22 protein-coding genes and 3 tRNA genes are annotated in these 25,516 nt (G+C 74.7%); 15 read left to right on the top strand and 10 right to left on the bottom strand.

Going from position 1 to position 25,516, the window contains the following annotated elements:
- Positions 1-104 precede the first annotated feature (104 nt).
- On the top strand, positions 105-1,574 hold the full coding sequence (locus ACF0H8_RS15585) for an alanine/glycine:cation symporter family protein (RefSeq protein ID WP_395289802.1): 1,470 nt from the start codon (positions 105-107) through the stop codon (positions 1,572-1,574).
- A 153-nt stretch (positions 1,575-1,727) separates the two neighbouring features.
- Here ACF0H8_RS15585 and ACF0H8_RS15580 read toward each other — a convergent pair whose 3' ends face one another.
- From ACF0H8_RS15580 to ACF0H8_RS15565, 4 genes are all read right to left on the bottom strand, one after another.
- The gene (locus ACF0H8_RS15580; RefSeq protein WP_395289801.1) at positions 1,728-2,897 is read right to left on the bottom strand and encodes a heparan-alpha-glucosaminide N-acetyltransferase domain-containing protein; all 1,170 of its coding nucleotides are present in this window, start codon (positions 2,895-2,897) and stop codon (positions 1,728-1,730) included.
- On the bottom strand, positions 2,894-4,117 hold the full coding sequence (locus ACF0H8_RS15575; protein ID WP_395290905.1) for an APC family permease: 1,224 nt from the start codon (positions 4,115-4,117) through the stop codon (positions 2,894-2,896). Before ACF0H8_RS15575 ends, ACF0H8_RS15580 begins: the two co-directional genes overlap by 4 nt.
- Positions 4,118-4,447: 330 nt before the next feature.
- Positions 4,448-4,993, bottom strand: a complete 546-nt coding sequence (locus tag ACF0H8_RS15570) for a hypothetical protein (protein WP_395289800.1) — start codon at positions 4,991-4,993, stop codon at positions 4,448-4,450.
- Positions 4,994-5,305: 312 nt separating this feature from the next.
- A complete protein-coding gene (locus tag ACF0H8_RS15565) occupies positions 5,306-6,190 on the bottom strand; it encodes a 3-methyladenine DNA glycosylase (protein WP_395289799.1) in 885 nt (294 codons plus the stop codon).
- 70 nt (positions 6,191-6,260) lie between these two features.
- Between ACF0H8_RS15565 and ACF0H8_RS15560 the strand changes: the two genes are divergently transcribed.
- Positions 6,261-7,034, top strand: coding sequence for a fumarylacetoacetate hydrolase family protein (locus ACF0H8_RS15560; RefSeq protein ID WP_395289798.1), 774 nt, complete (start codon positions 6,261-6,263; stop codon positions 7,032-7,034).
- Positions 7,035-7,138: 104 nt separating this feature from the next.
- Here the strand turns inward: ACF0H8_RS15560 and ACF0H8_RS15555 are convergent, their stop codons facing one another.
- Both ACF0H8_RS15555 and ACF0H8_RS15550 read right to left on the bottom strand, forming a co-directional pair.
- Positions 7,139-8,341 carry a MalY/PatB family protein gene (locus ACF0H8_RS15555; RefSeq protein WP_395289797.1) on the bottom strand — a complete coding sequence of 401 codons (1,203 nt, stop codon included), beginning with the start codon at positions 8,339-8,341 and terminating at the stop codon, positions 7,139-7,141.
- A 270-nt stretch (positions 8,342-8,611) separates the two neighbouring features.
- Positions 8,612-10,270 carry a transposase gene (locus tag ACF0H8_RS15550; RefSeq protein WP_395289796.1) on the bottom strand — a complete coding sequence of 553 codons (1,659 nt, stop codon included), beginning with the start codon at positions 10,268-10,270 and terminating at the stop codon, positions 8,612-8,614.
- Positions 10,271-10,349: 79 nt separating this feature from the next.
- Here ACF0H8_RS15550 and gltX point away from each other — a divergent pair, with 79 nt between their 5' ends.
- Positions 10,350-11,882 carry a glutamate--tRNA ligase gene (gene gltX / locus ACF0H8_RS15545; RefSeq protein ID WP_395289795.1) on the top strand — a complete coding sequence of 511 codons (1,533 nt, stop codon included), beginning with the start codon at positions 10,350-10,352 and terminating at the stop codon, positions 11,880-11,882.
- Between the two features lie 114 nt (positions 11,883-11,996).
- Here gltX and ACF0H8_RS15540 read toward each other — a convergent pair whose 3' ends face one another.
- Positions 11,997-12,419 (bottom strand): hypothetical protein, encoded by a 423-nt coding sequence (locus ACF0H8_RS15540; protein ID WP_395289794.1) that lies wholly within the window; start codon positions 12,417-12,419, stop codon positions 11,997-11,999.
- Between the two features lie 321 nt (positions 12,420-12,740).
- Between ACF0H8_RS15540 and ACF0H8_RS15535 the strand changes: the two genes are divergently transcribed.
- The 3 genes from ACF0H8_RS15535 to ACF0H8_RS15525 all read left to right on the top strand — a co-directional run bounded on the left by ACF0H8_RS15535 (position 12,741) and on the right by ACF0H8_RS15525 (position 13,223).
- Positions 12,741-12,812: transfer RNA gene (locus ACF0H8_RS15535), tRNA-Gln, on the top strand.
- Positions 12,813-12,860: 48 nt separating this feature from the next.
- Positions 12,861-12,933: transfer RNA gene (locus ACF0H8_RS15530), tRNA-Glu, on the top strand.
- Positions 12,934-13,150: 217 nt separating this feature from the next.
- Positions 13,151-13,223, top strand: a tRNA-Glu gene (locus tag ACF0H8_RS15525).
- 129 nt (positions 13,224-13,352) lie between these two features.
- Here ACF0H8_RS15525 and ACF0H8_RS15520 read toward each other — a convergent pair.
- On the bottom strand, positions 13,353-14,075 hold the full coding sequence (locus ACF0H8_RS15520; RefSeq protein ID WP_395289793.1) for an IclR family transcriptional regulator: 723 nt from the start codon (positions 14,073-14,075) through the stop codon (positions 13,353-13,355).
- An 87-nt stretch (positions 14,076-14,162) separates the two neighbouring features.
- On the opposite strand from ACF0H8_RS15520, the gene leuC reads away from it, so the two are divergent.
- From leuC to ACF0H8_RS15485, 7 genes are all read left to right on the top strand, one after another.
- Positions 14,163-15,590, top strand: a complete 1,428-nt coding sequence (leuC, locus tag ACF0H8_RS15515; protein ID WP_395289792.1) for a 3-isopropylmalate dehydratase large subunit — start codon at positions 14,163-14,165, stop codon at positions 15,588-15,590.
- Positions 15,591-15,603: 13 nt separating this feature from the next.
- Complete coding sequence (gene leuD / locus ACF0H8_RS15510; RefSeq protein WP_395289791.1) at positions 15,604-16,287, top strand: 3-isopropylmalate dehydratase small subunit; 684 nt, start codon at positions 15,604-15,606, stop codon at positions 16,285-16,287.
- Between the two features lie 796 nt (positions 16,288-17,083).
- Complete coding sequence (gene murA / locus ACF0H8_RS15505; protein WP_395289790.1) at positions 17,084-18,421, top strand: UDP-N-acetylglucosamine 1-carboxyvinyltransferase; 1,338 nt, start codon at positions 17,084-17,086, stop codon at positions 18,419-18,421.
- Positions 18,422-18,501: 80 nt separating this feature from the next.
- Positions 18,502-19,011, top strand: a complete 510-nt coding sequence (locus tag ACF0H8_RS15500) for a DinB family protein (protein ID WP_395289789.1) — start codon at positions 18,502-18,504, stop codon at positions 19,009-19,011.
- Positions 19,012-19,264: 253 nt separating this feature from the next.
- A complete protein-coding gene (locus ACF0H8_RS15495) occupies positions 19,265-20,080 on the top strand; it encodes a lysophospholipid acyltransferase family protein (RefSeq protein ID WP_395289788.1) in 816 nt (271 codons plus the stop codon).
- Positions 20,056-21,108: an NAD(P)H-dependent glycerol-3-phosphate dehydrogenase gene (locus tag ACF0H8_RS15490; protein WP_395289787.1), complete on the top strand. Its 1,053-nt coding sequence runs from the start codon at positions 20,056-20,058 to the stop codon at positions 21,106-21,108. Before ACF0H8_RS15495 ends, ACF0H8_RS15490 begins: the two co-directional genes overlap by 25 nt.
- A 148-nt stretch (positions 21,109-21,256) precedes the next feature.
- Positions 21,257-21,463, top strand: coding sequence for a dodecin (locus ACF0H8_RS15485; protein ID WP_395289786.1), 207 nt, complete (start codon positions 21,257-21,259; stop codon positions 21,461-21,463).
- A 30-nt stretch (positions 21,464-21,493) separates the two neighbouring features.
- On the opposite strand, the gene ACF0H8_RS15480 is transcribed toward ACF0H8_RS15485, so the two are convergent.
- Positions 21,494-22,165, bottom strand: a complete 672-nt coding sequence (locus tag ACF0H8_RS15480; RefSeq protein WP_395289785.1) for a hypothetical protein — start codon at positions 22,163-22,165, stop codon at positions 21,494-21,496.
- 125 nt (positions 22,166-22,290) lie between these two features.
- Complete coding sequence (locus tag ACF0H8_RS15475) at positions 22,291-23,460, bottom strand: trans-sulfuration enzyme family protein (protein WP_395289784.1); 1,170 nt, start codon at positions 23,458-23,460, stop codon at positions 22,291-22,293.
- A 189-nt stretch (positions 23,461-23,649) separates the two neighbouring features.
- Between ACF0H8_RS15475 and ACF0H8_RS15470 the strand changes: the two genes are divergently transcribed.
- Both ACF0H8_RS15470 and ACF0H8_RS15465 read left to right on the top strand, forming a co-directional pair.
- Positions 23,650-24,789, top strand: coding sequence for a D-alanine--D-alanine ligase family protein (locus ACF0H8_RS15470; protein ID WP_395289783.1), 1,140 nt, complete (start codon positions 23,650-23,652; stop codon positions 24,787-24,789).
- 230 nt (positions 24,790-25,019) lie between these two features.
- Complete coding sequence (locus tag ACF0H8_RS15465; protein ID WP_395289782.1) at positions 25,020-25,292, top strand: hypothetical protein; 273 nt, start codon at positions 25,020-25,022, stop codon at positions 25,290-25,292.
- Positions 25,293-25,516 lie beyond the last annotated feature (224 nt).

The following is a 25,516-nucleotide window of genomic DNA, read 5'->3' as shown; positions in this document are numbered from 1 at the left end:
CCGCGCCCAGACGCGGGCCGCGGCGGCGGTCGCCGCGTCACGGCCGTGTGATCCCCTCGGCGGCGGCGTGGCACGCTGGTGGGGCACGACATGAAGGGAAGTCTGTGAACATCACCGCCGTCAACGAGGTGCTGACCTCGATCTCCGACGCGCTGTACGCCTCCATCCTCGTCGCGCTGCTGGTCGGCGTAGGGATCTACCTCACGGTCCGCACGCGCGCGGTGCAGGTCCGCCACTTCGCCGAGATGCTTCGCTCGGTCGCCGGGTCCAGGCGCGGCGCGGAGGGCGGCATCAGCTCCTTCCAGGCGTTCGCCATCTCCCTCGCAGCCCGCGTGGGCATCGGCAACATCGCCGGCGTGGCCATCGCCCTGACCCTTGGCGGTCCCGGGGCGATCTTCTGGATGTGGATGGTGGCCCTGGTCGGCATGGCCACGGCGTTCTGCGAGGCGGTGCTCGCGCAGACGTTCAAGGTCCGGTGGCCCGACGGAACCTTCCGGGGCGGCCCGGCCTACTACATCCGCCGCGGCCTGCGGTCCAAGGGCATGGCGGCGGCCTTCGCCGTGCTCTGCGTGGTGGCCATGACGTTCGGCGTCATCATGGTCCAGGCCAACACCATCTCCGGCACGCTTGCCGGCCATGGGGTCACGTCCGGCTGGAGCGCCGTCGTCCTCGTGGTGCTCACCGCGCCGGTGATCCTGGGCGGCATCCGGTCGGTGGCGCGGGTGGCGGAGTACCTGGCCCCGATCATGGCCGCCGCGTACGTGCTGCTCATGGCCGTCGTCCTCGTCCTCAACCTGCCCGAGGTGCCGGCGGCCCTGGGGCAGATCTTCCGCGGCGCCTTCGGCCTGGACCCCGCCCTGGCGGGCACGGCGGGCGGCATCGTCGCCGCCGTCCTCAACGGCGTGCGGCGCGGGCTGTTCTCCAACGAAGCGGGCATGGGCACCGCGCCCAACGCCGCGGGCACCGCGACCGTCGGGCACCCCGTGCAGCAAGGGCTGATCCAGGCCCTCGGCGTCTTCATCGACACGATCATCATCTGCACCGCGACGGCCCTGCTCATCCTGCTGGCCGGGCCATCGGTGTACACCCCTGGTGTCACGCCCGAGACCGCCGGGGCCTCGCTCACCCAGGACGCCGTGGCCGCGTCCCTGGGGGGCTGGACCGCGTGGCCCATGACGGTCATCATCTTCGTCTTCGCCTACTCCTCCATCCTCGGCGCGTACACCTACGCCCAGGTCAACCTCGACTACCTCGGGGGCCGGGGGCGGGTGCAGAAGACGTGGGAGCTCGTCACCGTCGCGGCGGTGGGCCTCGGCGCGGTGCTGACCCTGACGACCGTGTGGTCGATGTCGGACATCTTCACGGGACTGATGACCGTCCTGAACCTCGTCGCCCTGGTCATGCTGGTGCCCTGGGTCGCCGCGGTGCTCCGGGACTACGAGCGGCAGCGCGTCGGCGTCAGGACGGCACCGACGGCACCGGCCGTGGAGGACGGCCCGCACTTCCGCAGCGACGCCGCGCCGCTGCCGGCCGAGCTGCCGGGAGAGGTCTGGGCGACGGCGTCCCGGCGCTGAGGGCCCCGTGAGGGCGCCGGGCTCACCGCGCGCCGGTCGAGCCGGCCGGGATTTGCCAGCCGCCGGAGCACCGGCGCGCCCCGGACTCACCGGGAGGGGCGCGGCGATCGCCTCGGCGGCCGACGGTTGCCCGGGCTGCTCCCCGGGAAGAACTCAGTGGGGCCGCGGCCCCACGGCGGCGGTCGCCGCGGCGTGCAGCAGCCGCTCGAGCGGGCCCCGGCCGAGGAACCGTCGCCACGTCCAGGCGGCGGCCAGGGCCACCACGACGAACCACACCAGCACCGCGTTCGACACCGGGGACCAGACCACCTGGTCGCCGAGGACGAAGATCACCAGGATCTGCCCGGTGTAGACGGACAGGCTCATCGCGCCGGCGGCCGCCACCGGGCTGAGCACGGCCCCGGCGGCGCGGCCCGCGGCGCCCGGCCGGGTGAGCAGCAGGCACAGCCCGATCACCGCGAGCGCGGTGCCGATGTTGCCCAGCACCTCCAGGGTGGCGTCGGAGTGCGCCTCCCCGCTCAGCAGCTGGCGGACCAGGGGCGAGGCGGACGGGCCGGCGGCGTCCAGCGCCAGGCGGGAGGTGCCCCACGCCGCCGCCGCGAGGGCGGCGCCGCCCCCCACCAGCGCCAGCTGGGTCCGGCGCCGCGTGAGGTCCGTGCGGCCCACCGCCAGGCCGGCCAGCACGTAGGCGAGGAAGACCAGCGCCGGGTAGTAGCCGGTGACGAGCTCGTCCCCCGGCAGGTGGACCGGGTCCGCCACGCCGCTGAGCCGGGAGGCCAGGCTCGGACCCGCGACTGTCGGGGTGGTCACGAGCGCCACGAGGGCGGGGGAGACGGTGGCGGCGACGGCGGCCCCCAGCAGCAGCCGGCGCCGCCGCAGCCCCAGGAAGGGCAGCGCGAGGACGAACAGCACGGCGTAGGCCGGCAGGATGATCGCCACCGGCGTGCCGAGGCCGACGAGGAACCAGCCCAGCGGCAGCAGCACCGCCGCCCGCGCCAGCGTCGCGAGGCGGGCGCGCCGCAGGGCGGGGCCGGCCGGGAGCTTCTCGCGGCCGCTGGTCAGGGCCAGCGAGACGCCGGCGAGGAGGGCGAACAGCGACGCCGAGCGGCCGTCGGCGAGCACGAACCACGCGGGGTCGTGCCCGCCGCCCGGCCCCTCGTCGCCGAGGTGCGCGACGAACATGCCCATGATGGCCAGGCCGCGCGCGATGTCGATGCCCGCCAGGCGGGGGCGGCGCCCCGTGGGCTCGGCCGGCGACGGCGCCGGGACGGGCCCGGGGCGCGGGCCCACCTGGGGCCGGGACTGCGGCGCGGGCGAGGTCATGGCGAGAGCGTAGGCGCCCGCCCCCGCCCCGCGCGTCGTCGCGTCACCGCTCGGCCCATCAGGCCCGCGGCGAGCACCGCCAGGCCGGCGAGCACGGCGGCGGCCGGCAGCGTGGCGACGAGGACGACGCAGCCGGCCAGGCCCAGCACCTGCATGGCGCGCGGGTAGCGGCGCTGCCCGCGCGGCTGGGTGAGGGCGGCGAGGTTGGCGATCGCGTAGTACAGGAGCACACCGGCGGAGCTGAAGCCGATGAGCCCGCGCAGGTCCGCCACGGCCACCGCGCCGGCGACCACGACGCCGACCACCGTCTCCGCGTGGTGCGGGGTGCGGAAGCGCGGGTGGAGGGCGGCCAGCGCGGGGGGCAGGTCGCCCTCGCGGGCCATGGCCAGTGTGGTGCGGCCGATCCCGGCGAGCAGCGCCAGCAGCGCGCCGAGGGACGCGGCCGCCGCCCCGGCGCCGACGACGGGGAGCGCCCAGCCCCACGAGCCCGCCGCGACGGCGTCGGCGAGCGGGGCGTCCGCCGCCGCGAGCCGGGCCGGTCCGAGCACGGCGAGCAGGGTCAGGGCCACCGCGGCGTAGAGGGCGGCGACGAGGACCAGGGAGGTGACGATGGCCCGGGGGATGGTGCGGGCGGGGTCGCGGACCTCCTCGCCGAGGGTGGCGACGCGCGCGTACCCGGCGAAGGCGAAGAAGATCAGCCCGGCCGCCTGCAGCACGCCCAGGGGCGTCGGCGCGGCGACGTCCCCCGGCGCGGGCCCCGGGGGGCCGACGGGGCCGGCGCCGAGCAGGGCGGCCGCGACGGCCACGGCCAGGGCGAGGAGCGTGACGGCGACGATCACCCGGGCCGCGGCGGCCGTGCGGGTCACGCCGCGGCGGCCCACCACGGTCAGCGCGAGGACGGCGACGACGGCCGCGGGACGCTGCCACGGCCCGGGCACGGTGTAGGCGGCGAACGTGGTGGCCATCGCCGCGGCCGAGGCGGTCTTGCCGATCACGAAGCACCAGCCGGCGGCGAACCCCCACCACGGGCCGAGCCGCTCCCGCCCGTACACATACGTCCCGCCAGAGGAGGGGTAGACGGCCGCGAGCTGCGCCGTCGAGGTGGCGTTGCAGGCCGCGACGACGAGAGCGACCGCCAGGCCGGCCAGGAGCCCCGCCCCGGCGGCCTGCGCGGCGGGGCCGAAGACGGCGAAGACGCCCGCGCCGATCATCGACCCCATGCCGATGACGACGGCGTCGCGCAGGCCGAGGCGGCGGGCCAGCCGCCCGGGGGTGGAGGTCACGGGCGGCAGGGTAACGCCGCCGGGTGTCCGGGAGGTGTCCGCCCGGCGGGCGTGGTCACGGGCCGAGCGGCCGCCGGCGCCGGCGCGGCAGGTCAGGCGTCCTCACCGGGCCTCACCGGGCCCGGTGCCCCCCGAACCCCGGCGACGGCGCCGTCACCGGGCCCGGCGCCGTTACCGGGCCGGCGCCGTTACCGGGCCCGGCACCGTTACCGGGCCCGGCGCCTGGCGGTGCGCGTCACCAGCGGGGCGCGGCACCAGCGGGGCGGGTCACCAGCGGTGCGCCACGTCGACGACCAGCCGCGAGTTCTGTCCGGGGCCGTCGAGGATGAAGACCCGGAACGGCAGCCGCGCCCTGACCCCCAGCCCCACGGTGGACTGACCCTCGAAGCTGCCCGCCCACGCCACCTGGCGGAACGTCCGGAAACCGGAGACGTTGACCAGCTCGCGGGGGTTGCCCGGCGAGTACGTGGCGTTGCCGTTGTCGTCGTAGGCGGGGACGTGGGCGATGACGGCCAGGCGGGCGCCGCCGCGCAGCGGCACCGCACGGCCGGAGCCGTCCTCGGTCACCTGCGTCACGTACCGGACGTTGTAGCCGGTGACGTCGCCGCGCACGTCGAGCACCAGCCGGTCGAAGCAGGTGTGGCGCCCGGCGCGGACGTTCACCAGCTGTGCGCTGCTGTAGTCCTGGTCGACCTTCGCGAGCGAGCCCCAGCGGATCCCGCAGTACGGCTGCGCCTGCGCAGCGCCCGCGAGGGGGACGAAGAGCGCCAGGCCGAGGACCAGCGCCAGCATCAGCTTCACGACACGCCTCATCGCGGTCTCCTTGCTGTACCCCGCCGGGGGCGGCGCCCTGGGCGGGCGGCCGGGGACGACGAGCCGGCGGTGGCCGGGCACCGGCTCGGGGGTGCGCATCGACGGCGGTGCGCGAGGCGGAGCGGGCCGGCGGCCCGTCGCGACGAAAGCGCTGGTGGGAAGCCTGACGGCGCCCACGGACCCGAGGGTACGCGCGCGTCGGGGGCGCCGGAACGGCGCGAAGGCGGCGAAACGGTAACGCTTCGTCAGGCCGCGTCCGCCGGCCCCAGCAGGGCCGTCGTCACCGCCGGCAGCCGGGCGCACAGCGGCTCGTCAGGCCGCCCCCAGCAGGGCCGTCGTCACCGCCAGCAGCCGGGCGCGCAGCGGCTCGGCGCGCTCAGCGAAGCGCCGCTGCTGCGCGACGTACTCGGCGCGGCCGGGAGCCGTCTCGATCGCCACCGGGGTGTGCCCGAGGGCCGTGACGTCGTAGGGGGAGGCGCGCATGTCCAGGACCCGGATGTCCCGGGCGAGCTCGAAGCAGTCGAGCAGCAGCCCGCCGGGGACGGCGGGGCCGAGCTTCAGCGCGGTCTTGAGCAGGTCCATGTTGGCGTGGAGGCAGCCCGGCTGCTCCATCCCCAGCTGCGTGGCGCGTTCCGGCTGCAGCCGGTTGAGGGGCCGGGCGGCCGGGGTGAAGAACCGGAACGCGTCGAAGTGGGTGCACCGGACGGGGTGCGCCTCCACCACCGCGTCGGTGCCGCGCTGGCCCAGGCGCAGCGGCAGGGGATGGCGGTGCTCCTCCTGCCGGTAGACCATGGCCCACTCGTGCAGCCCGAGGCAGCCGAGGTGCGCCGGGCGCCCCGCGGTCCGGCGCAGCAGCTCGTGCAGCCATCGCACGCCCTCGCCCCGGTCGGCGAGGAAGGCACGGGCGTCGAGCCCGACGGCGCCCCCGTCGTCGCCGAGCTCGCGGTGCCAGCGCCACGCGGCTCGCTCGGGCGCCCCCTCGAGCGCCACGCCCACCCCCGGCTGCCAGCGGCGCAGCCGGGCGGGCCGCAGGCCGTAGTACTCGTAGAGGAAGTCCTCGATCGGGTGCTTCTCGTGCCGCGCCCGCCGCTCGCGGTGGGCGGCGGTGAGCGCGTCGGCGCGCGCCTCGTGCGCCGCCTCGCGGGCGCGCCAGCCGGCCGCGGGCAGCACGGTGGCGGCGAGGACGGCGGTGGTCATGCCGTCCAGGGTAGGCGGGGAGGGCGGCCGCCCGGCGGCGGCCCGTCGCGCGCGCCGTAGGGTGGGGCGCATGCGCATCGCACGGTTCACGACGGGGGAGAACCCCCACTACGGAGTCCTCGACGAGGAGACCGACGAGCTCGTCGTCCTCAAGGGCGACCCCATCTACGGCGACCTGTCCACCAGCGGCCGGCGCGTCAAGGTCGACGAGGTCCGGCTCCTCTCGCCGGTCATCCCGCGCTCGAAGGTCATCGGCATCGGCCGCAACTACGCCGAGCACGCCGTCGAGCTGGGCAACGAGGTGCCCGACGAGCCCGTGGTGTTCCTCAAGCCGAACACCTCCGTCATCGGCCCGGACGACCCCATCGTGCTGCCGCCGTACTCCCACGAGGTGCACCACGAGGCCGAGCTCGCCGTCGTGATCTCCCGGATGTGCAAGTACGTGCCCGTGGAGAAGGCCGAGCAGGTCATCTTCGGCTACACGGTCGCCAACGACGTCACCGCGCGGGACGTGCAGAACTCCGACCTGCAGTGGACGCGGGGAAAGGCGTTCGACACCTCCTGCCCGCTCGGGCCCTACCTGGCCCTGGACCTGGACGTCGCGGACCTGGCGGTGCGGGCGCGCGTGGACGGCGAGCTCCGGCAGGACGGGCGCACCAGCCAGCTCATCCGGTCGGTGCCCGAGCTCATCAGCTATGTCTCCGGGATCTTCACCCTGCTGCCCGGCGACGTGATCCTCACCGGCACCCCCGCCGGGGTCGGGCCGATCGACGTGGGCCAGCGCGTGGAGGTCGAGGTCGAGGGCATCGGCGCCATGTCGAACCCGGTGGTGCGCCGGGACTGACGGCGCCGAGGCGGCGCTCGCGCGGCGCGCGGCCGCCGGCGCTCAGCCCACGGCAGCGGCGCGCGCGTTGCAGCGCTCAGCCCGCGGCGGAAGTGCGGCTGCGCTCAGCCCGCGGTGGTGCGCAGGCGCGCCACCGCCGCGCCCATCTGCTCCACCGCCCGCCGCAGGATGGGCCGCGGGGTCGCCATGACCATGCGGATGAAGCCCTCACCGCCCGCGCCGCAGGCGTTGCCGTCCGTCAGCCCGACGCCCGCCTCGCGCCGGAAGAACGCCGCGGCCGGTCCCGGCAGGCCGAGCCCGCGGCAGTCCAGCCACGCGATGTAGGTGCCCTCGAGGCGGCTGAGCACCGCCCCGGGCAGGTGCTCGGCCACGAGCGCCTCCAGCTGGTCCCTGCTGCCGCGCAGGTAGTCCACGACGCCGGCGAGCCAGCCGCCGTCGTCGGTGTAGACGGTGGTGGCGGCCCGGGCACCCAGCAGCCCGACCGTGGTGGCCAGGTCGGCCGCGTAGGGCGCGAAGGCCGCGGCGTCGGCGTCGCCGGACAGGATCATCTGCGCGCACTTCAGGCCCGGGACGTTCCAGCCCTTCGACGCCGCCAGGGCCGTGACGGTGTGCCCGGCCGTGCGCGCGTCGAGCGATGCGTACGGCACGTGGGGGACGTCGTCGAGCACCAGCGGCGCGTGGATCTCGTCCGCGAAGACCCGTCCCCCGTGGCGCTCGACGACGTCGGCGACGGCGAGCAGCTCCTCGCGGGTGAGCACGCGCCCCACCGGGTTCCACGGGTTGCACAGCACGAGCAGCCCGGCGCCGGCGGCGAAGGCCGCGTCGACGGCGCCGAGGTCGAGGGTGTACCGGCCGTCCGCGTCGACCCGGCTCGGCACCTGCACCACCTCGCGGTCGGCCGCCCCCGGCACGGTCAGGAACGGCATGTACGCCGGCGTGGGCACGATGACGGCCGAGCCCGGCGCGGTGAAGCGGCGGATGGTCTCCCGCAGCGCGGTGAGCACGTCGGGCACCGGGTGGACGCGGTCGGCGGGCACCCGCCAGCCGGAGGTGCGGTCGACCCACGCCACGGTGGCCTCCTGCAGGGCCCGGTGCTCGACGGGCGGCAGGTAGCCGAGCGAGCGGGAGCGGAGCGCGGCCTCGAGCACCTCGGCCACCCGCGGCGGGAAGCCGAAGTCCATCTCGGCGACGAACGCCCCGATCGTGCCGGGGTACGCGGTCCACTTGACCCCGCCCGCGGCGCGCAGCTGCTGGACGGAGATGGCGTCGAGCTCCGCGGCCGTGGGGGACGGGGCGACGTCGGTCACGGTGGTGCCTCCTGGTGCGGTCCGGTGGCCGCGAGGCCGCGGGGCCGCGGGGCCGTCCCCCGACGGTAGCGCGGGACCGGCCCCGACTAGGAGACTGCTGAACAAGACGGCGTTGTTGTACCCGCGTGAGCAGAAGCGTGCGCGGGCAGGTCGCCTCAGGGCCGTCTCGCGGCGGTCACAGCGCTGGGCTGGACGTCGAGGTCGGGCCTGCCCGTCGGATTCATGATGCGCCTGGCGGGCCCGTGCGGGCCGGGGCGAGGGCCCAGCCGGTCAGGCCGTGGCCATCACCCAGGCCCCGGCGGTGCGCTGCAGGCCGAGGGTGAGCAGCCGCTTGAGGTTGATGGCGGCGGCGCGGTGGTGGAGCCAGTGGTCGTTCTTGGCGATCCCGCGGTAGCGGACCTTGCGGTTGCCGCGGGTGAGCCAGGCGATGGAGCGTTCGACCATCGGCCGCCAGGTGCGGTAGGTCTGCTGGAACTCGGGCTGCTGGGCCCGGGCGCGGTGGGCGCGCTGGAGCGCGTCGTGGGGGTGCAGGTCGAGCTGGCGGCCTCTGGTCGAGGTGGTGCAGCGCGCCCGGAGCGGGCAGCCGCGGCAGCCGGCCCCGAACGTCACGCGGTTCTTGGGGCTGATCTTCCGGGTCAGCCCGTTCGGGCAGGTCACGGTGCCGGCGGCCGGGTCGACGGTGAAGTCCTCGAGCGTGAACCCGCCCGGGATGGCCGGGCGCAACGGCCAGGGCTTGATGATCGCCGTGTGCCCGGCCGCCTCCAGGGCGGCCAGCGCCTCGCCGGTGCCGTAGGCGGAGTCGGCGAGGACCTCGACCGGGACCTGCGCGACGACGGGCGCCTCGCCGGCCTGCGCGGCCTCGGGGTTCGCGGCGCTCTCGGGGTTCTCCGGGCTCGCGGTGCTCTCGGTGGTCTCGGGGTTCAGGGTGGTGTCGGTGGCGAGCAGGTCGATGCCGACCGCGCCGTCGGCGGACTCGGCCCCGGCGGCCTTGGTCAACTTGGTGGTGGTGATCAGCCCGGTGGCCGGCTCGACCACGACGTGGGCCTTGAACCCGTCACGGCGCTGATGGACGGTCTTGTGGGCGTGCCGGGTCTGCGGGTCGACGGTGGAGATGACCCGGTCGTAGGCCACCTTGCGGGCGATGCGCCAGCGCCCGTCCGTGCCGTCGCTGCCCTCGGCGGGCTCGACGTCCTGACCCGCGACCACCGCCAGCAGCGCCACGACCTGCGCCTGGTCCTCGGGCAGCGCATCGACGTCGAGGTGGTCCAGCAGCGCCAGCGCATCGGTGACCAACGCCGAGACGAGCTCGTCCCGGGCGGCCGGGTCGTCCCAGGCGATCCGCGGCTTACCCGGCGAGCTGTAGTCGTGCCGGGTGCAGTGCGCCGCGACCGCCTTCTTGCCGCCGGTGACCTCGCGGGCGACCCGGCGGATCGCGGCGATCAGCTGGGTCACGGTGTCCTGAGTGGCGACCGCGTCCTCCAGCACCGTGGAGTCCAGCGCCCGCCGGGTCTTGCCCGTCAGGATCCCGGTCTCCAAAACCACCGCGTTCACGGCCTCGAAGATCCGGTACGGCCGCCGGCTCGCGGCGAGGCGGCGGCGCCAGTACGTCAGCGTGGTCGGATGGAACGCCGGCGCCTGCACCGGCAGACCGCACGCCGCCTTCCACCGCAGGTCGAACGTGACCGCCTCGGCCGCCTCCCGGTCCGACAGCCCGTTCAGCGTCTGCAGCACCAGCACCGTGGCGACCACGTCCGCCGGCACCGACGGGCGCCCGCGCGCCGAGCGGAACAGGTCCGCGAACAACTCCTCCGGGAACAACGCCAGCCGGTGCTCGGCCAAGAACGCGTACACGCTGCCCGGCTCAAGCAGCTCACCGGCCATCGACTCCGCGTCGAACAGATCCCGCTGATCTCTCGATCGACCTTGCATGCCCCAAGCGTTCCGGAACCGCACACCAAGACCGGGCAGGGACACGCATTGTTCAGCAGTCTCCTAGGCTGGGCGCATCATGACCGACAACACCGCCTCCGCCGCGCCCACCGGCTCCGACATCCGCGTCCGGTTCTGCCCCTCGCCCACCGGCACCCCGCACGTCGGGCTCATCCGCACCGCCCTGTTCAACTGGGCCTACGCCCGCCACGTGGGCGGCACATTCGTCTTCCGGATCGAGGACACCGACCCCGAGCGCGACAGCGAGGAGAGCTACAACCAGCTCCTCGACGCGCTGCGCTGGCTCGGCCTGGACTGGGACGAGGGCGTGGAGGTCGGCGGCCCGTACGGCCCGTACCGCCAGTCCGAGCGCATGGACGTCTACCGCGACGTCGCGGCGCGGCTGCTCGAGGCGGGGCTCGCCTACGAGTCGTTCTCCACCCCGGAGGAGATCGAGGCGCGCCACGTCGCCGCCGGCCGCGACCCCAAGCTGGGGTACGACGGCTACGACCGCGACCTCACCGACGAGCAGAAGGCGGCGTTCCGCGCCGAGGGACGGGAGCCGGTGCTGCGGGTGCGCATGCCCGAGACCGACGTGACCTTCACCGACGTGGTCCGCGGGGACGTGACGTTCAAGGCGGGCTCGGTGCCCGACTTCGTCATCGTGCGGGCCAACGGCTTCCCGCTGTACACCCTCACCAACCCCGTCGACGACGCCCTCATGGGCATCACCCACGTGCTGCGCGGCGAGGACCTGCTCTCGTCCACCCCGCGGCAGGTGGTGCTCTACCAGGCGCTGCTCGAGCTGGGGATCGCCCAGGTCATGCCGGTGTTCGGGCACCTGCCGTACGTGATGGGGGAGGGCAACAGGAAGCTGTCCAAGCGCGACCCGCAGTCCAACCTCTTCCTCCACCGCGAGCGCGGGTTCACCCCCGAGGGGCTGCTGAACTACCTGGCGCTGCTCGGCTGGGGCATCTCGCCGGACAACGACATCTTCTCCAAGGAGGAGATGGTCGCCGCCTTCGACGTGCACGACGTCAACCCCAACCCGGCCCGCTTCGACCTGAAGAAGGCCGAGGCCATCAACGCCACCCACCTGCGCCTCCTCGCGCCGGAGGACTTCCGCGACCGGCTCGTGCCGTACCTGCGCGCCGCGGAGCTCGTCAAGGCCGACGCCTACGCCGGGCTGACGGAGCGGGAGCGGGAGATCCTCGACGCCGCCGCCCCGCTGGTCCAGGAGCGCATGACGCTGCTGGGGGAGGCGCCCGGCATGCTCGGCTTCCTCTTCCGCGACGACGCCGACGTGACCATCGAGGACGACGCCCGCAAGGCGCTGCGCCCCGAGGCCGCCGACGTGCTCGACGCCTCGGTTGCGGCGCTGGAAAACCTGGACGGCTTCGGGGCCGAGGCCACCGAGCAGGCGCTGCGCGCGGCGATCGTGGACGGCATGGGCATCAAGCCGAAGTTCGCCTTCGCGCCGCTGCGCACGGCGGTCACCGGCCGGCGGGTCTCCCCGCCGCTGTTCGAGTCCATGGAGATCCTGGGCCGCGAGTCAACGCTGGCCCGCCTGCGGGCGCTGCGCGTCCAGCTGGACGGCCAGCCCGAGGCCTGACCGGCGCACCGGACTCCTCGCTCGCGACTCCCCGCCCGCACGGGCGGGGAGTCGCGCCGTTCTCGTGGCGGGCGCGTGCCGGGACTCGGCCCCGGCGGCGGGCGCGCGGCGCCGTCAGAAGCCCGTGGCGCGCGTGCCGCGGAGTGTGGTGCCCTCGACGAACGCCGTCCACGCATCCTCGTCGAGGCTCCCGTCCGGGCAGATGTGGACGAGCCCGACCAGGACCCGGTCGGCTGTGCTCGAGCGCAGCACCATGCGGACCTCGGCGCGCTGCGGGCCCGCGGGCACGGTCACGGCGGCGGCCCGGGCCGCCATGGCGCCGGCCCCGGTGGTGATGGTCGCGTCCTGACGGAACGTCTCCGCCGCCTCTCCGAGGGCGGCCACGCTGGCGTCGAGCGCCTGCTCCGTCGCGGCGCGGTCGTCCGTGCCGGCCGGGGTGCGGGAGTGGGTGAGCTGGACGACGCAGGACGTCGCCGCGTCCTCCAGCTGGAGGACGCCGGGGCCCGGCCGTGCGCGGCGGGAGCAGGACATGGTCACCTCACAGGATCGTCACCGCGAACTTATCCGCTAATGCCGTCGGATATTGGGGCGGCCGGCCGAGCGCGCCGCTCGCCCAGTGGAGGATCTGTCAGGCGATGCCTGACGGATCTCCACACAGCGAGCTGGCGCGCCCGTCGCGGACCCGATCCCCGGGGCGCCAGAGCGATCTGGTTCGCCCCCGGACACGGCCCGCACCGGCGCCGTGAGGTCAGTCACGAACGACCTTCCGGGTTTGGTCCGCCCGTGCCTGCTCGGGTAACGTCTCTCCCCGGTACGGCGTCCGGGCCGCGAGAGCGAGCAGCGGAGGTCATACCCCCTTGGGGTATGGTGTAATTGGCAGCACGACTGATTCTGGTTCAGTTAGTCTAGGTTCGAGTCCTGGTACCCCAGCGAACGGCCCGCCCAGCGCGGTCCGGAGGCACCGAAGGTGCCGAGCACGCCCCCATCGTTTAGTGGCCTAGGACACCGCCCTCTCACGGCGGCGGCGCCGGTTCGAATCCGGCTGGGGGTACGACCACGAGGGCCCCGCACTCCGGTGCGGGGCCCTCCTGCGTGTCCGGCGCGTATCTGCGTGTCCTGGCCGCTCGTACGTCACCGGCGCCCCTCGCCGTCCGGCTGGGCTGTGGGTGACCTCACAGCTCCAGCGGACGTCCCCGGGTCGAAGCCCCGGGGCGGCTCTGGTAATCTCTTCCGAGTCGCCTCGCGGTGACGGCAACAGAACAACGCAGGCCCCCATCGTTTAGTGGCCTAGGACACCGCCCTCTCACGGCGGCGGCGCCGGTTCGAATCCGGCTGGGGGTACCGACGACGAAGGCCCCGCACCTCGGTGCGGGGCCTTCTGCGTCCCCGGGGACGAGGACGGACGGTGAGCGAAGGGGCCGCCGGCATGCAGCCGGCGGCCCCTTCTCGCGTGCGCACCGCCCGGGGCGGTCAGCCCTCCTCGGTGCGCTTGAGCACCTCGGTCAGCCGGTTGGCCGCGGCCACGACGGCGGGGGCGTGGAGCCGCCCCGGCTGCCGGCCCATGCGCTCGATGGGGCCGGAGACGGACACCGCGGCGAGCACCCGGCCGGACGGCCCGCGCACGGGGGCGGAGATGGACGCGACGCCCGGCTCCCGCTCGCCGACCGACTGGGCCCAGCCGCGCCGGCGCACGGCGCTGAGCATGGTGGCGGTGAAGTTCGCGCCGTGGAGCCCGCGGTGCAGGCGGTCGGGCTCCTCCCACGCGAGAAGCACCTGGGCGGCGGAGCCGGCCAGCATGCTGAGGGTGGCCCCGACCGGGATGGAGTCCCGCAGGCCCATCGGGCGCTCGGCGGCAGCGACGCAGATGCGCTGGTCGCCCTGGCGCCGGTAGAGCTGCGCGCTCTCGTTGGTGTGGTCGCGCAGCGCCGTCAGCACGGGGCCGGCGGCGGCGAGGAGCCGGTCCTCGCCGGCTGCCGAGGCGAGCTCGGCCAGGCGCGGGCCGAGGATGAACCGTCCCTGCATGTCGCGGGCGACGAGACGGTGGTGCTCGAGCGCGACGGCGAGGCGGTGCGCCGTCGGGCGTGCGAGGTGCGTGGCGCTGACGAGCTGGGCAAGGGTGGCCGGCCCGGCCTCCAGCGCACCGAGAACCGTGGCGGCCTTGTCAAGGACGCCGACTCCGCTAGAGTTGTCCATGGAGCGATATTCGCATCTCAGTGAGTGAGATTGCAAGTGGCCCTGCAGCGCGGCCCCGACGGGCCTGTCGACGGAAGAGAGAACGCGATGAGCGGAACGCTGGCCGAGAAGGTCTGGGACGCGCACGTGGTGCGCAAGGGCGCGGACGGCGCGCCGGACCTGCTGTACATCGACCTGCACCTCGTCCACGAGGTGACCAGCCCGCAGGCCTTCGAGGGGCTCCGCCTCGCCGGCCGGAAGGTCCGCCGCCCGGACCTGACGATCGCGACGGAAGACCACAACACCCCGACGCTGAACATCGACCGGCCCGTCGCCGACCGGACCAGTCGCACCCAGCTCGAGACTCTGCGCAGCAACGCCAAGGAGTTCGGCGTCCGCCTGCACTCTCTCGGCGACGCCGACCAGGGCATCGTGCACGTGGTCGGCCCCCAGCTGGGGCTGACGATGCCGGGCCTGACGGTGGTGTGCGGCGACTCCCACACCTCCACGCACGGCGCGTTCGGGGCGCTGGCCTTCGGCATCGGCACCTCCGAGGTCGAGCACGTGCTGGCCACCCAGACCCTCCCGCTGGCGCCGTTCAAGACCATGGCGATCAACGTCAACGGCAAGCTGCGCCCGGGCACCACCGCCAAGGACATCATCCTGGCGATCATCGCCAAGATCGGCACCGGCGGCGGCCAGGGCTACGTCCTGGAGTACCGCGGCGAGGCCATCCGCGACCTCTCCATGGAGGCGCGGATGACGATCTGCAACATGTCCATCGAGGCCGGGGCCCGCGCCGGCATGATCGCCCCGGATGAGACGACCTTCGAGTACATCAAGGGCCGCCCGCACGCCCCCGAGGGCGCCGACTGGGACGCCGCGGTGGAGTACTGGCGGACCCTGCGCTCGGATGACGACGCCGTCTTCGACGCCGAGGTGGACCTGGACGCCGACTCGCTCGAGCCCTTCGTCACCTGGGGCACCAACCCCGGCCAGGGCCTGCCGCTCTCCGCCGCGGTGCCGGACCCCGTCGACATCGCCGACGAGTCCGCCCGCAAGGCCGCCGAGCGGGCGCTGGAGTACATGGCCCTGACCCCCGGCACCCCGCTCAGGGACATCCACGTCGACACCGTGTTCATCGGGTCGTGCACCAACGGCCGCATCGAGGACCTGCGCGCCGTCGCGGACGTCATCAAGGGCCGCAAGAAGGCCGACGACGTCCGGGTGCTGGTGGTCCCCGGCTCGGCGCGGGTGCGCCTGCAGGCCGAGTCCGAGGGCCTGGACAAGGTCTTCCTCGACTTCGGTGCCGAGTGGCGCAACGCCGGCTGCTCGATGTGCCTGGGCATGAACCCCGACCAGCTCAAGCCGGGGGAGCGCGCGGCGTCGACGTCCAACCGCAACTTCGAGGGACGCCAGGGCAAGGGCGGGCGCACCCACCTCGTCTCGCCGCTGGTCGCCGCGGCCACCGCGATCCGCGGCACGCTGTCCGCCCCCGCGGACCTCGAGCCCGCCGCCCAGCCCGTCAACGCCTGAGCAGGAGAGACCGATGGAGAAGTTCACCCAGCACACCGGCGTCGGCGTCCCGCTGCGGCGCAGCAACGTCGACACCGACCAGATCATCCCGGCCGTCTACCTCAAGCGGGTCACCCGCACGGGCTTCGAGGACGCCCTGTTCGCCGCCTGGCGCGCGGACCCGGACTTCGTCCTCAACCAGCCGGCCTACTCCGCCGGGTCCGTCCTGGTGGCCGGCCCCGACTTCGGCACCGGCTCCTCCCGCGAGCACGCCGTGTGGGCGCTGAAGGACTACGGCTTCCGGGTGGTGCTCTCGCCCAAGTTCGCCGACATCTTCCGCGGCAACGCCGGCAAGCAGGGGCTGGTGGCGGGCGTCATCAGCCAGGAGGACGCCGAGATGCTGTGGAAGGTCCTCGAGACCGCGCCGGGCACCGAGGTGGCCGTCGACCTGGCCGAGCGCACCGTGGTGGCCGGCGACTTCCGCTGCAGCTTCCAGATCGACGACTACACCCGCTGGCGGCTGCTGGAGGGCCTCGACGACATCGGCCTGACCCTGCAGAACGAGGCCGACATCACCGCCTTCGAGCAGCAGCGGGCGGCGTGGCGGCCCAAGACCCTGCCCGCCAAGCACCTGCCGCCCGTGCACGTCATGGCGGCGCGGCCCGTGGGCGAGGCCACCGGCGGCGTGCCGGCGCACGAGGACGCGCCGCTCGCCTGACGTGCCCGGTCGCGCCCGAGCGGCGCGACTGGCCGGTCGGTCGCGCTCCTCAGGCGCGCGGCGCAGACCGGGCGCGGCTGGGACGCGTGACCGTGCCGCACAGAACCGCCGAGAATGCCCTAACTCGGCGTCTGGCTCACAGACGCCCAGTTAGGGCCTTCTCGGCACTCTTCGCCGGACGCCGGGGCGCGAGCTCCAGCGCGGCCGTCCGTGTTGGGCGGAAGCCCCCACGAGAATGCCCGAGCTGCCCGTTCCCGCTCCGGACGGGCAGCTAGGGCATTCCGGGCGGTAGCCGGGCTCGCCGTCGTCCGCCCGGGCTCGCCGTCGTCCGCCCGGGCTCGCCGTCGTCCGCCCGGGCTCGCCGTCGTCCGCCCGGGCTCGCCGTCGTCGGCCCAGGCTCGCCGTGGTCCGCCCGGGCTCGCCGTCGTCCGCCCGGGCTCGCCGTCGTCGACCCAGGCTCGCCGTCGTCCGCCCAGGCTCGCCGTGGTCGGCCGGGCTCGCCGTCGTGGGCCGGGCCGTCCATCCGCCCGCTCGCGGTGGGCCCTAAAGACGACCTTCGCGACACGCCGTGGATCGGCGTGCGGCGGAGCGGGAACGGCGTGAGGATGCGTGCACAAGGCGGCCGACGGGGGCCGCCCGAGCACCCGGAGACAGGAGGCCGCGGCTCCGAGGCCGTGTGTCGGAGGTGACACGCCGCCGGGGTGCCGGGGCCGAGCGCCTCCCACGTATCCTGACGATCGCGGTCCATTCCGGTCCGCCACGAATCCAAGGCCCCGCGGGGGCCGGTGAGGTGTGTATGAGCGGGCTCCTGACGGTCGAGGGTGGTGCGCCGCTGCAGGGTGAGATCACCGTGCGTGGCGCCAAGAACTTCGTCTCCAAGGCGATGGTCGCCTCCCTCCTGGGTGAAGAGCCCTCCGAGCTGCGCAACGTCCCCGAGATCCGCGACGTCGAGGTGGTCTCGGACCTGCTGCGCCTCCACGGCGTCACCGTCGAGCGCGACCCCGAGGCCGGCGTCATCGCGCTGGACCCGAGCAACGTCGAGTCCGCGCACGTGGCGGACATCGACGCCTACGCCGGGTCCAGCCGCATCCCGATCCTGTTCTGCGGGCCGCTGCTGCACCGGCTCGGCGAGGCGTTCATCCCCGACCTGGGCGGCTGCCGCATCGGTGACCGGCCGATCGACTACCACCTGGACATCCTGCGCAAGTTCGGTGCCGTGGTGGACAAGCGGGTGCAGGGCATCCACATCACCGCGCCGCGCGGCCTGACCGGCACGAAGATCCACCTGCCCTACCCCAGCGTGGGCGCCACCGAGCAGACCCTGCTGACGGCGGTGCGCGCCAGCGGCCTGACCGAGCTGTCCAACGCGGCCATCGAGCCGGAGATCACCGACCTGATCGCGGTGCTGCAGAAGATGGGCGCGATCATCTCGGTCGACACGGACCGCACCATCCGCATCGAGGGCGTGGACCGGCTCACCGGCTTCCGGCACACCGCGCTCTCCGACCGCATCGAGGCCGGCTCGTGGGCCTCGGCGGCGCTGGCTACCCGCGGCGACATCTTTGTCCGCGGCGCGTCGCAGCAGGACATGATGACCTTCCTCAACACCTTCCGGAAGGTGGGCGGCGCGTTCGACGTCCGCGACGACGGCATCCGGTTCTGGCACCCGGGCGGCGACCTCAGCTCGATCGTCCTGGAGACGGACGTGCACCCCGGCTTCATGACCGACTGGCAGCAGCCGCTGGTCGTCGCGCTGACCCAGGCGACCGGCCTGTCGATCGTCCACGAGACCGTCTACGAGAACCGGTTCGGCTTCACCGACGCGCTGCGCGGCATGGGCGCGACCATCCAGATCTACCGCGAGTGCCTCGGCGGGCTGGAGTGCCGCTTCGGCCAGCGGAACTTCTACCACTCGGCGGTCGTCTCCGGCCCCACGCCGCTGAAGGCAGCAGAGATCGAGGTGCCCGACCTGCGCGGCGGCTTCTCCCACCTCATCGCGGCGCTCACCGCCGAGGGCACCTCACGGGTGCGCGGCATCGACATCATCAACCGCGGCTACGAGAACTTCATGGACAAGCTCGAGGCCCTCGGCGCCCGCGTGACCGCGGGTGAGCGAAAGGTCGCGGCGGCCTGACCCCGCGTCGGGCGGCGGGATGCCGCCCGACGCCGCGCAGATCCTGTGCGCCGCCCCGGTGGCACCGCCACACTGAGCCCATGAACACCGCCGAGCTGCTGATCGAGGCCTATTCCCGCGTGCCGGACGGGATCTACCGGGTGCTGGACGGGCTCGACCCCACCGGCCTGACCGCCCGCCCGGACGCCGAGGCGAACTCGATCGCCTGGATCGTCTGGCACGTCGCCCGCAGCCAGGACGCGCAGGTGGCAGAGGTGGCGGACGCCGACGAGGCGTGGCTGGCGGACGGCTGGTCCGACCGCTTCGACCTGCCCTTCGACGACGCCGCGACCGGCTACGGGCAGACCAGCGAGGAGGTCGCGGCGGTGCGCGCGAGCGCCGAGGACCTGCGCGGCTACCTCGAGGACGTCCAGCGGCGCACCCTGGAGTTCCTCTCGACGCTGGCGGACGAGGACCTGGACCGGATCGTCGACGAGCGGTGGGACCCGCCCGTGTCCCTGGGGGTGCGGCTGGTGAGCATCGTCGCCGACGGCCTCCAGCACCTGGGGCAGGCCGCCTACGTCCGCGGCCTGTACGAGCGCGCGAGGTAGCTGCGGTGGCCTGTCCGCCATGACGCCCGGACGAGCCTCGGCACCGAGACGGCTCCCGGACCACGGCGGAGGAGTGGACTGGTACAGCTTGCGCAGCACGCCGGTGACGCCCTCGGCCCGGCGGGCACGCAGGAGGGGCACGCGTTCGTCCGTGACAGCGAGGGCAACCTCGTCGGCCTTGTCGAGCTCACCTCCGTCGTCAGCGCCTGAGGGCCGCAGGTCCCGCCCCTGGCCGACGACTACCATCACCCGGGTGCAGCCACGGAAGCAGTCGCGGGTCTACCGCCTTCTCGCCATGATCGTCAGGCCCCCGCTGCGGCTGATCACCCGCCCCACCTGGCGCGGCGCCGAGCACCTCCCCGAGGGCGGGTTCATCGCGGTCGGCAACCACGTCTCCAACCTCGACCCGCTGACCTTCGCGCACTTCCTCTACGACAACGGCGTCCCCCCGAAGTTCCTCGCCAAGTCCTCGCTGTTCGCGGTGCCCGTGATCGGCAAGCTGCTGCAGGCCGCGGACCAGATCCCGGTCTACCGGGGCACGGCGCGGGCCGCCGACGCGCTCGTCGCCGCGGAGGCGGCCCTCGCCGAGGGCGAGGGGGTGGTGGTCTTCCCGGAGGGCACGCTGACGCGGGACCCGGACATGTGGCCGATGACCGGCAAGACCGGCGTGGCACGTCTCGCGCTGCGCACCCGCGTGCCCGTCGTCCCCATCGCGCAGTGGGGCGCCCACCTGGTGCTGCCGCCCTACACCGCCAGGTTCCGGCCCTTCCCGCGCAAGCCCGTGACCGTGGTTGCCGGCCCGCCGGTGGACCTCGACGACCTGTACGAGCGGGGCGCCGACGCCGACACGCTGCGGGAGGCGACCGACCGGATCATGGCCGCGATCACCGCCCAGCTGGCCGAGATCCGCGGCGAGGAACCGCCGGCACGGCCCTACGACGTCCGGCGCGACGGCGACCCGCGCGCCGCGCACGACCAGGCCAAGGCGGTGCGGAAGGCGGCCCGCGCCGCGACGAAGAGCGCCCGCGCGGCCCGCCGCGCGGCATGGACGCGGAGAGGACGCCGGTGAGCGAGACGGACGTGAACACGGGCGGGCGGCTGCGCGCCGCCATGCTGGGCACCGGCGCGTGGGGCACCACCTTCGCCGCGGTCATGGCCGACGCCGGGTGCGACGTGCTCATGTGGGGCCGCAGCGGCGAGGTCGTCGAGGAGATCCGGGAGCACCACCGCAACTCCCGCAACCTGCCCGGGGTGGACCTGCCGGCCGCCGTCGGGGCGACCACGGACCTGGCCGCGGCGGTGACCGGGGCGCGGGTCGTCGTCGTGGCCCTGCCCTCGCAGTCCGTGCGGGCCGTGCTCGCGCCACTCGCCGGCACGCTGGCCGAGGACGTCGTGGTCGTCTCGCTCATGAAGGGCGTCGAGCTCGGCACCGACCAGCGCATGAGCCAGGTGCTCGCCGAGACGCTGCGTGTGCGCCCCGAGCGGGTCGCCGTCGTCTCCGGGCCCAACCTCGCCAAGGAGATCGCGGCGCACCAGCCGGCCGGCGCGGTGGTCGCCGCCGAGGACCCGGCCGTCGCCGGGCTCGTGGCCCGGGCGTGCGCCGCGAGCTACTTCCGCCCGTACACGCTCACCGACGTCATCGGTGCCGAGCTGGGCGGCGCGGTGAAGAACATCATCGCCCTGGCCATCGGCATGGCGCAGGGCCGCGGGTACGGCGACAACACCAAGGCGCTGCTCATCACCCGCGGGCTGGCGGAGACCGCCCGGCTCGGCGCCGCCCTGGGCGCCCAGCCGGCCACGTTCGCCGGGCTGGCCGGCATGGGCGACCTGGTGGCCACGTGCGCCTCGCCGCTCTCGCGCAACCACACCCTGGGCGCGCACATTGGCGCCGGGCGGGGCCTGGAGGAGGCCATCGCGCTGACCGGCGGGACCGCCGAGGGCGTGAAGTCCTGCCGCTCGGTGCTGGAGCTGGCAAAGCGGCACGGGGTGGACATGCCGATCACCGAGGCGGTCGTCGCGGTGCTGCACGAGGGCCTGGACGTGGGAGAGATGACGTCCATGCTGCTCTCCCGCCCGCTCAAGCACGAGCGGGCCTGACCGGCCCGCCCTGCCCCGGCGGCGGGCGCCGGCCGGGCCGCGGGAGCGGCGCCGGTGCCGGCTGGGGGCAGGAGCCCGACCTCACCGGTTGCCCGATCCCGGGCTCGGCGGAACACTCGTGGCTCACCGGCTACGAGGAGGAACCGCGATGTCCAGCAGCACCTACAAGGTCACCGAGATCGTCGGCACGTCGCCCGAGGGCGTGGACCAGGCCATCCGCAACGCCCTGGACAAGGCCAGCCAGAGCCTCCACGGCCTGGACTGGTTCGAGGTCCACGAGGTCCGCGGCGTGATCGACGAGGGCAAGGTCGGTTACTTCCAGGTGCTGCTCAAGGTCGGCTTCAAGCTCGACTGAGCCCACGCGCCGCCCGCGACTCGGGGGTGGTCAGCCCTCGGTGGACTGCACGTCCACGACGACGCGGGTGGGGCCGGTCAGGGTGAAGACGCGGAACGGGACCTGCTCCTCGAGGCCGATGAAGGCCTGGTTCTGGCCCTCGAAGATCCCGGAGACCAGGACCTCGTCGACCTCCGCGGCCGCCTCGGCGCCGTAGGAGCCCTGTGCGAGCCTGTCGGCCTCCGACGGCTCGGGGTAGCGGAACCCTGTGATGACGACCTCCAGGGTGGCGTTCCCCTCGACGTCCACGACGTCGCCCTTGCCCTCCTGCACGGCCTCGTCGACGTAGCGCACGCTGTACGTGGGTGTGTCGGAACCCTCGAGGTCGAACACCACCCGCTCGTAGCCCTGGTGGGTGCCCACGCGCACGCCGACGGGGAGCAGGTCGCCGCCCGAGCCCGGCCAGCCGGCGGAGGTGACCGGGGCGGTGCCGAACGACGCATCGGCCGGCTCGTCGGTCTCCTCGGCGGGAGGCGCGGCGGTCGCGTCGTCGTCGCCGGGCCCGTCGTCGCCCGTGGCGGTCGGCTCGGGGGTCCCGGGGGCCTCGGTGGTCTCCTCCGCCGCCGCCGTGGTCTCCTCGGCCGGTGTCTCGGGGGAGGAGCACGCGGCCAGGGTCAGCACCAGCCCGGCGGCACCGACCGCCGCCGCTTTGGACATCCTCATGGCTCCTCCAGCCCTCGTGGGTCTCCGTCGGGCTCACCCTAGGGCCGCCCGCGGGCGGCGCCGCGCCGCCGGGCCGCAGTGATGCCGATCTGTGACCAGCGCGCGGGCCCGCGGTGCGCCGGCCGTCAGGACGCCGGCACGGACGCGTGCAGCGCCTGGTCCAGGTCCGTCCAGAGGTCCTCGACGTCCTCGATGCCCACGCTCAGCCGCAGCAGGTCCTCGGGCACGGTGGCCGCCTCGGCGGGCAGCCGGCGGCGCCGCTCCAGGCTGGACTCCACCCCGCCCAGGCTGGTGGCGGGCACCCAGACGCGCACGGCGCGGGTGAGCGCGTCGGCTGCCTCGGCGCCGCCGCGCGGGCGCAGCGTGATGATCGACCCGAAGCCGTCCATCGTCTCGGCGGCGCGGGCGTGCTGGGGGTGCGTGGGCAGCCCGGGGTGCTGGACCTCCGCGACGAGCGGGTGCCCGGCCAGCCGCGTGGCCAGCTCGAGCGCCGAGGCCTGCGAACGCTCCACCCGCAGGGCGAGGGTCCGCAGCCCGCGCAGCGCCAGCCAGGCCTCCCACGGGCCGGCGATGGCGCCGCCGGTGGTGCGGCGGGCGTGCAGCCGGGCGCGGAGCTCCGGGTCGGAGGTCACCGCGGCCCCCAGCACGACGTCGGAGTGGCCGGCGAGGTACTTGGTCACCGAGTGCACGACGACGTCGGCGCCCTGGCTCAGCGGCCGCTGCCCCAGCGGGGTCGCGAAGGTGTTGTCCACGACCGTCAGCACGCCGGCGGCGCGGGCGGCGGCGGCCACGGCGGGGACGTCGGCGACCTCGAGCATGGGGTTGGTCGGAGACTCGATCCACAGCACGCTGGCCCGCGGCTCGCCCGCCGGGGCGAGGGCGGCGGCGACGGCGTCGGTGTCGGCGATGTCCACCTCGCGCACGGCCCCGCCCTCCCGGCCGGCGAGCTCGTGGGCGGCGGTGAGGGTGGCCAGATACGCGTGCCGCGGCGCGACGATCGCGGTGCCGGGCGCCGCGAGCCGCAGGACGGCGTCGATGGCGGCCATGCCCGAGGAGAACACCAGGGCCGGCAGCTCGGCCTGCTCGAGCCGGCCGACGGCCTCCTCCAGCGGCAGCCAGGTCTCGGTGTTGTACCGGGCGTACAGCATCTCCGGGCCCGGCACGCCCGTCGAGACGTAGGTGCTGGTCAGCACCACAGGCGGGTTCACGGGAGCGCCCTGGGCGTGGGCAGGGCGGCCGGCCGCGACGGCGATCGTGGCGGGGGACAGGGTGGTGCGCTGCTGCTCGGTGGTCACGGGGAGACGGTATGCCGGGCGGCGGGCGCAGGCCCAGGGCAGGGCGGGGAGTGAGATGGCCGCGGGCGTCCGGCGCCCGGCACCAGGGCGGGTCCGGGCGCGGGATGGGCGGACGGGTGCCGCCGCACGCGCGGGCGGTCGGCGCGCGCGTCCCGCGCCGTCGGCAAAGGCCAGGTAATCTCGCGGGCGATGAGCACCGCACCCGCCCCCGCCCCGTTCGCCGACGCCTCCGGAAAGGTGCGTGTCGCCGTCGTCTTCGGCGGCCGCAGCGGCGAGCACGCCGTCAGCTGCGCCACCGCCGCCGGCGTGCTCCGGGCCATCGACCGCGAGAAGTACGACGTGCTGCCGGTGGGCATCACCCGCGCGGGGGAGTGGGTCCTCGTGGCGGACGACCCCGCCCCGCTCGAGGGAGGCCGGGCCGAGATCACGGCCGCCGACGCCCAGGTCCTCGTACCGCTCGGGGACAGCAGCTCGACCGGTCTGGTCCTGGCCGCGAAGGGGGAGGTGCCCCAGGAGCTGGGCAAGGTGGACGTCGTCCTTCCCCTGCTGCACGGCCCCTTCGGCGAGGACGGCACCCTGCAGGGCCTGCTCGAGATGGCCGGCGTGCGCTACGTCGGCTCCGGCGTGCTGGCCTCGGCCGTCGGCATGGACAAGCACTACATGAAGGTGGTCCTGGCCGGGCACGGCCTGCCGGTGGGACCCTACGCCGTCATCTCGCCACGGACCTGGCACACGGACAAGGCCCGCGCGCTGGACTCCGTGGCGTCCCTGGGATTCCCGGTCTTCGTCAAGCCGGCGCGGGCCGGCTCCTCGCTGGGGATCTCCAAGGTGGACCGGCTCGAGGACGTCGAGGCCGCCGTCGTCGAGGCGCAGCGCCACGACCCCAAGGTCGTGGTGGAGGCCGGCATCGACGGCCGGGAGATCGAGTGCGCGGTGCTGGAGGGCCACGGCCACGCCGCGCCGCGCACGTCGGTGCCGGGGGAGATCGTCCTGGACGACCCGGCCTCCGGGTTCTACGACTACGAGACCAAGTACCTCGACACCGCGCCGCTGACCATGGTCGCGCCGGCCGACCTGCCCGAGGACGTCGCCGCCAAGGTGCGCGGCCTGGCCGCCGACGCCTTCGAGGCGCTGGGCTGCGAGGGCCTGGCCCGCGTGGACTTCTTCTACACGGGGACCTCGGTGATCATCAACGAGGTCAACACCATGCCCGGCTTCACGCCCTTCTCGATGTACCCCCTCCTGTGGGAGAAGTCGGGCCTGAGCTACCCGGAGCTGATCGACGAGCTGATCGCGCTCGCCCGGGAGCGCGACGCCGGCCTGCGGTAGGTGGACGCCGGGGAGTGGACCCCGCGGCGGGTCCTCGAGGAGGCCGCGGCCTGGGTGTGGGTGCCCGACGGCGCGCCCCAGGTGCGCACCGCGGACTACCACCTGGTCGGCTACCCCGAGCACTTCGCCGTGCCCACCCAGGTGTGGAGCACGTCCCCCGGCCCCGGCCCTGAGCTGGTCGCCGAGATCGCCGGTCACGTTCGCTCCTGGGGCCGGCGCAGCGTGCCCTGGTGGGTTCCCGCGGTCACGCCGGGCGGCGGCGCGGCGGGGCCGGGCGACGGCGGCGCGGCGGGGCCGGGCGACGGCGGCTGGGGCGTGCCGCACGGCGGCTGGGCGTGCCGCACGGCGGCGGGTGGCTCCTCGAGCTCGGCGCGACCCTCGTGGACACCGTCCAGGTGCTCGTCCTCGACCTCACCGGGGGCCTGCCCGGCCTGGCCGTGCCCGACGACGTCTCGGCCAGCCTCGTCGACGGCGAGGAGCGCTGCTACGCGCTGACGCTCTGACGCCCGCCGGCTGGCGGCATCCCTCGCAGCGGGGGTGAGGCCCCCGGACATCCGGGTGTGACGCCGCCTCACCCTGCTCCGGCCTGCGGGAACGGCGCGGCACCCCGCACCCGGACGCCGACGCCGGCCGGCCGGACCTATCGCCACATCCGCTCCGAGTCGTCCGTTCGGTCACCCTTGTCACCCGCGGGCAGAGCCTGCTTTCAGCCGCGGATCATCCGTAC

It is taken from the genome of Georgenia sp. AZ-5, assembly GCF_043952095.1.
Taxonomy (GTDB): domain Bacteria; phylum Actinomycetota; class Actinomycetes; order Actinomycetales; family Actinomycetaceae; genus Georgenia.
This window is presented reverse-complemented; position numbering and strand designations above follow the sequence as displayed.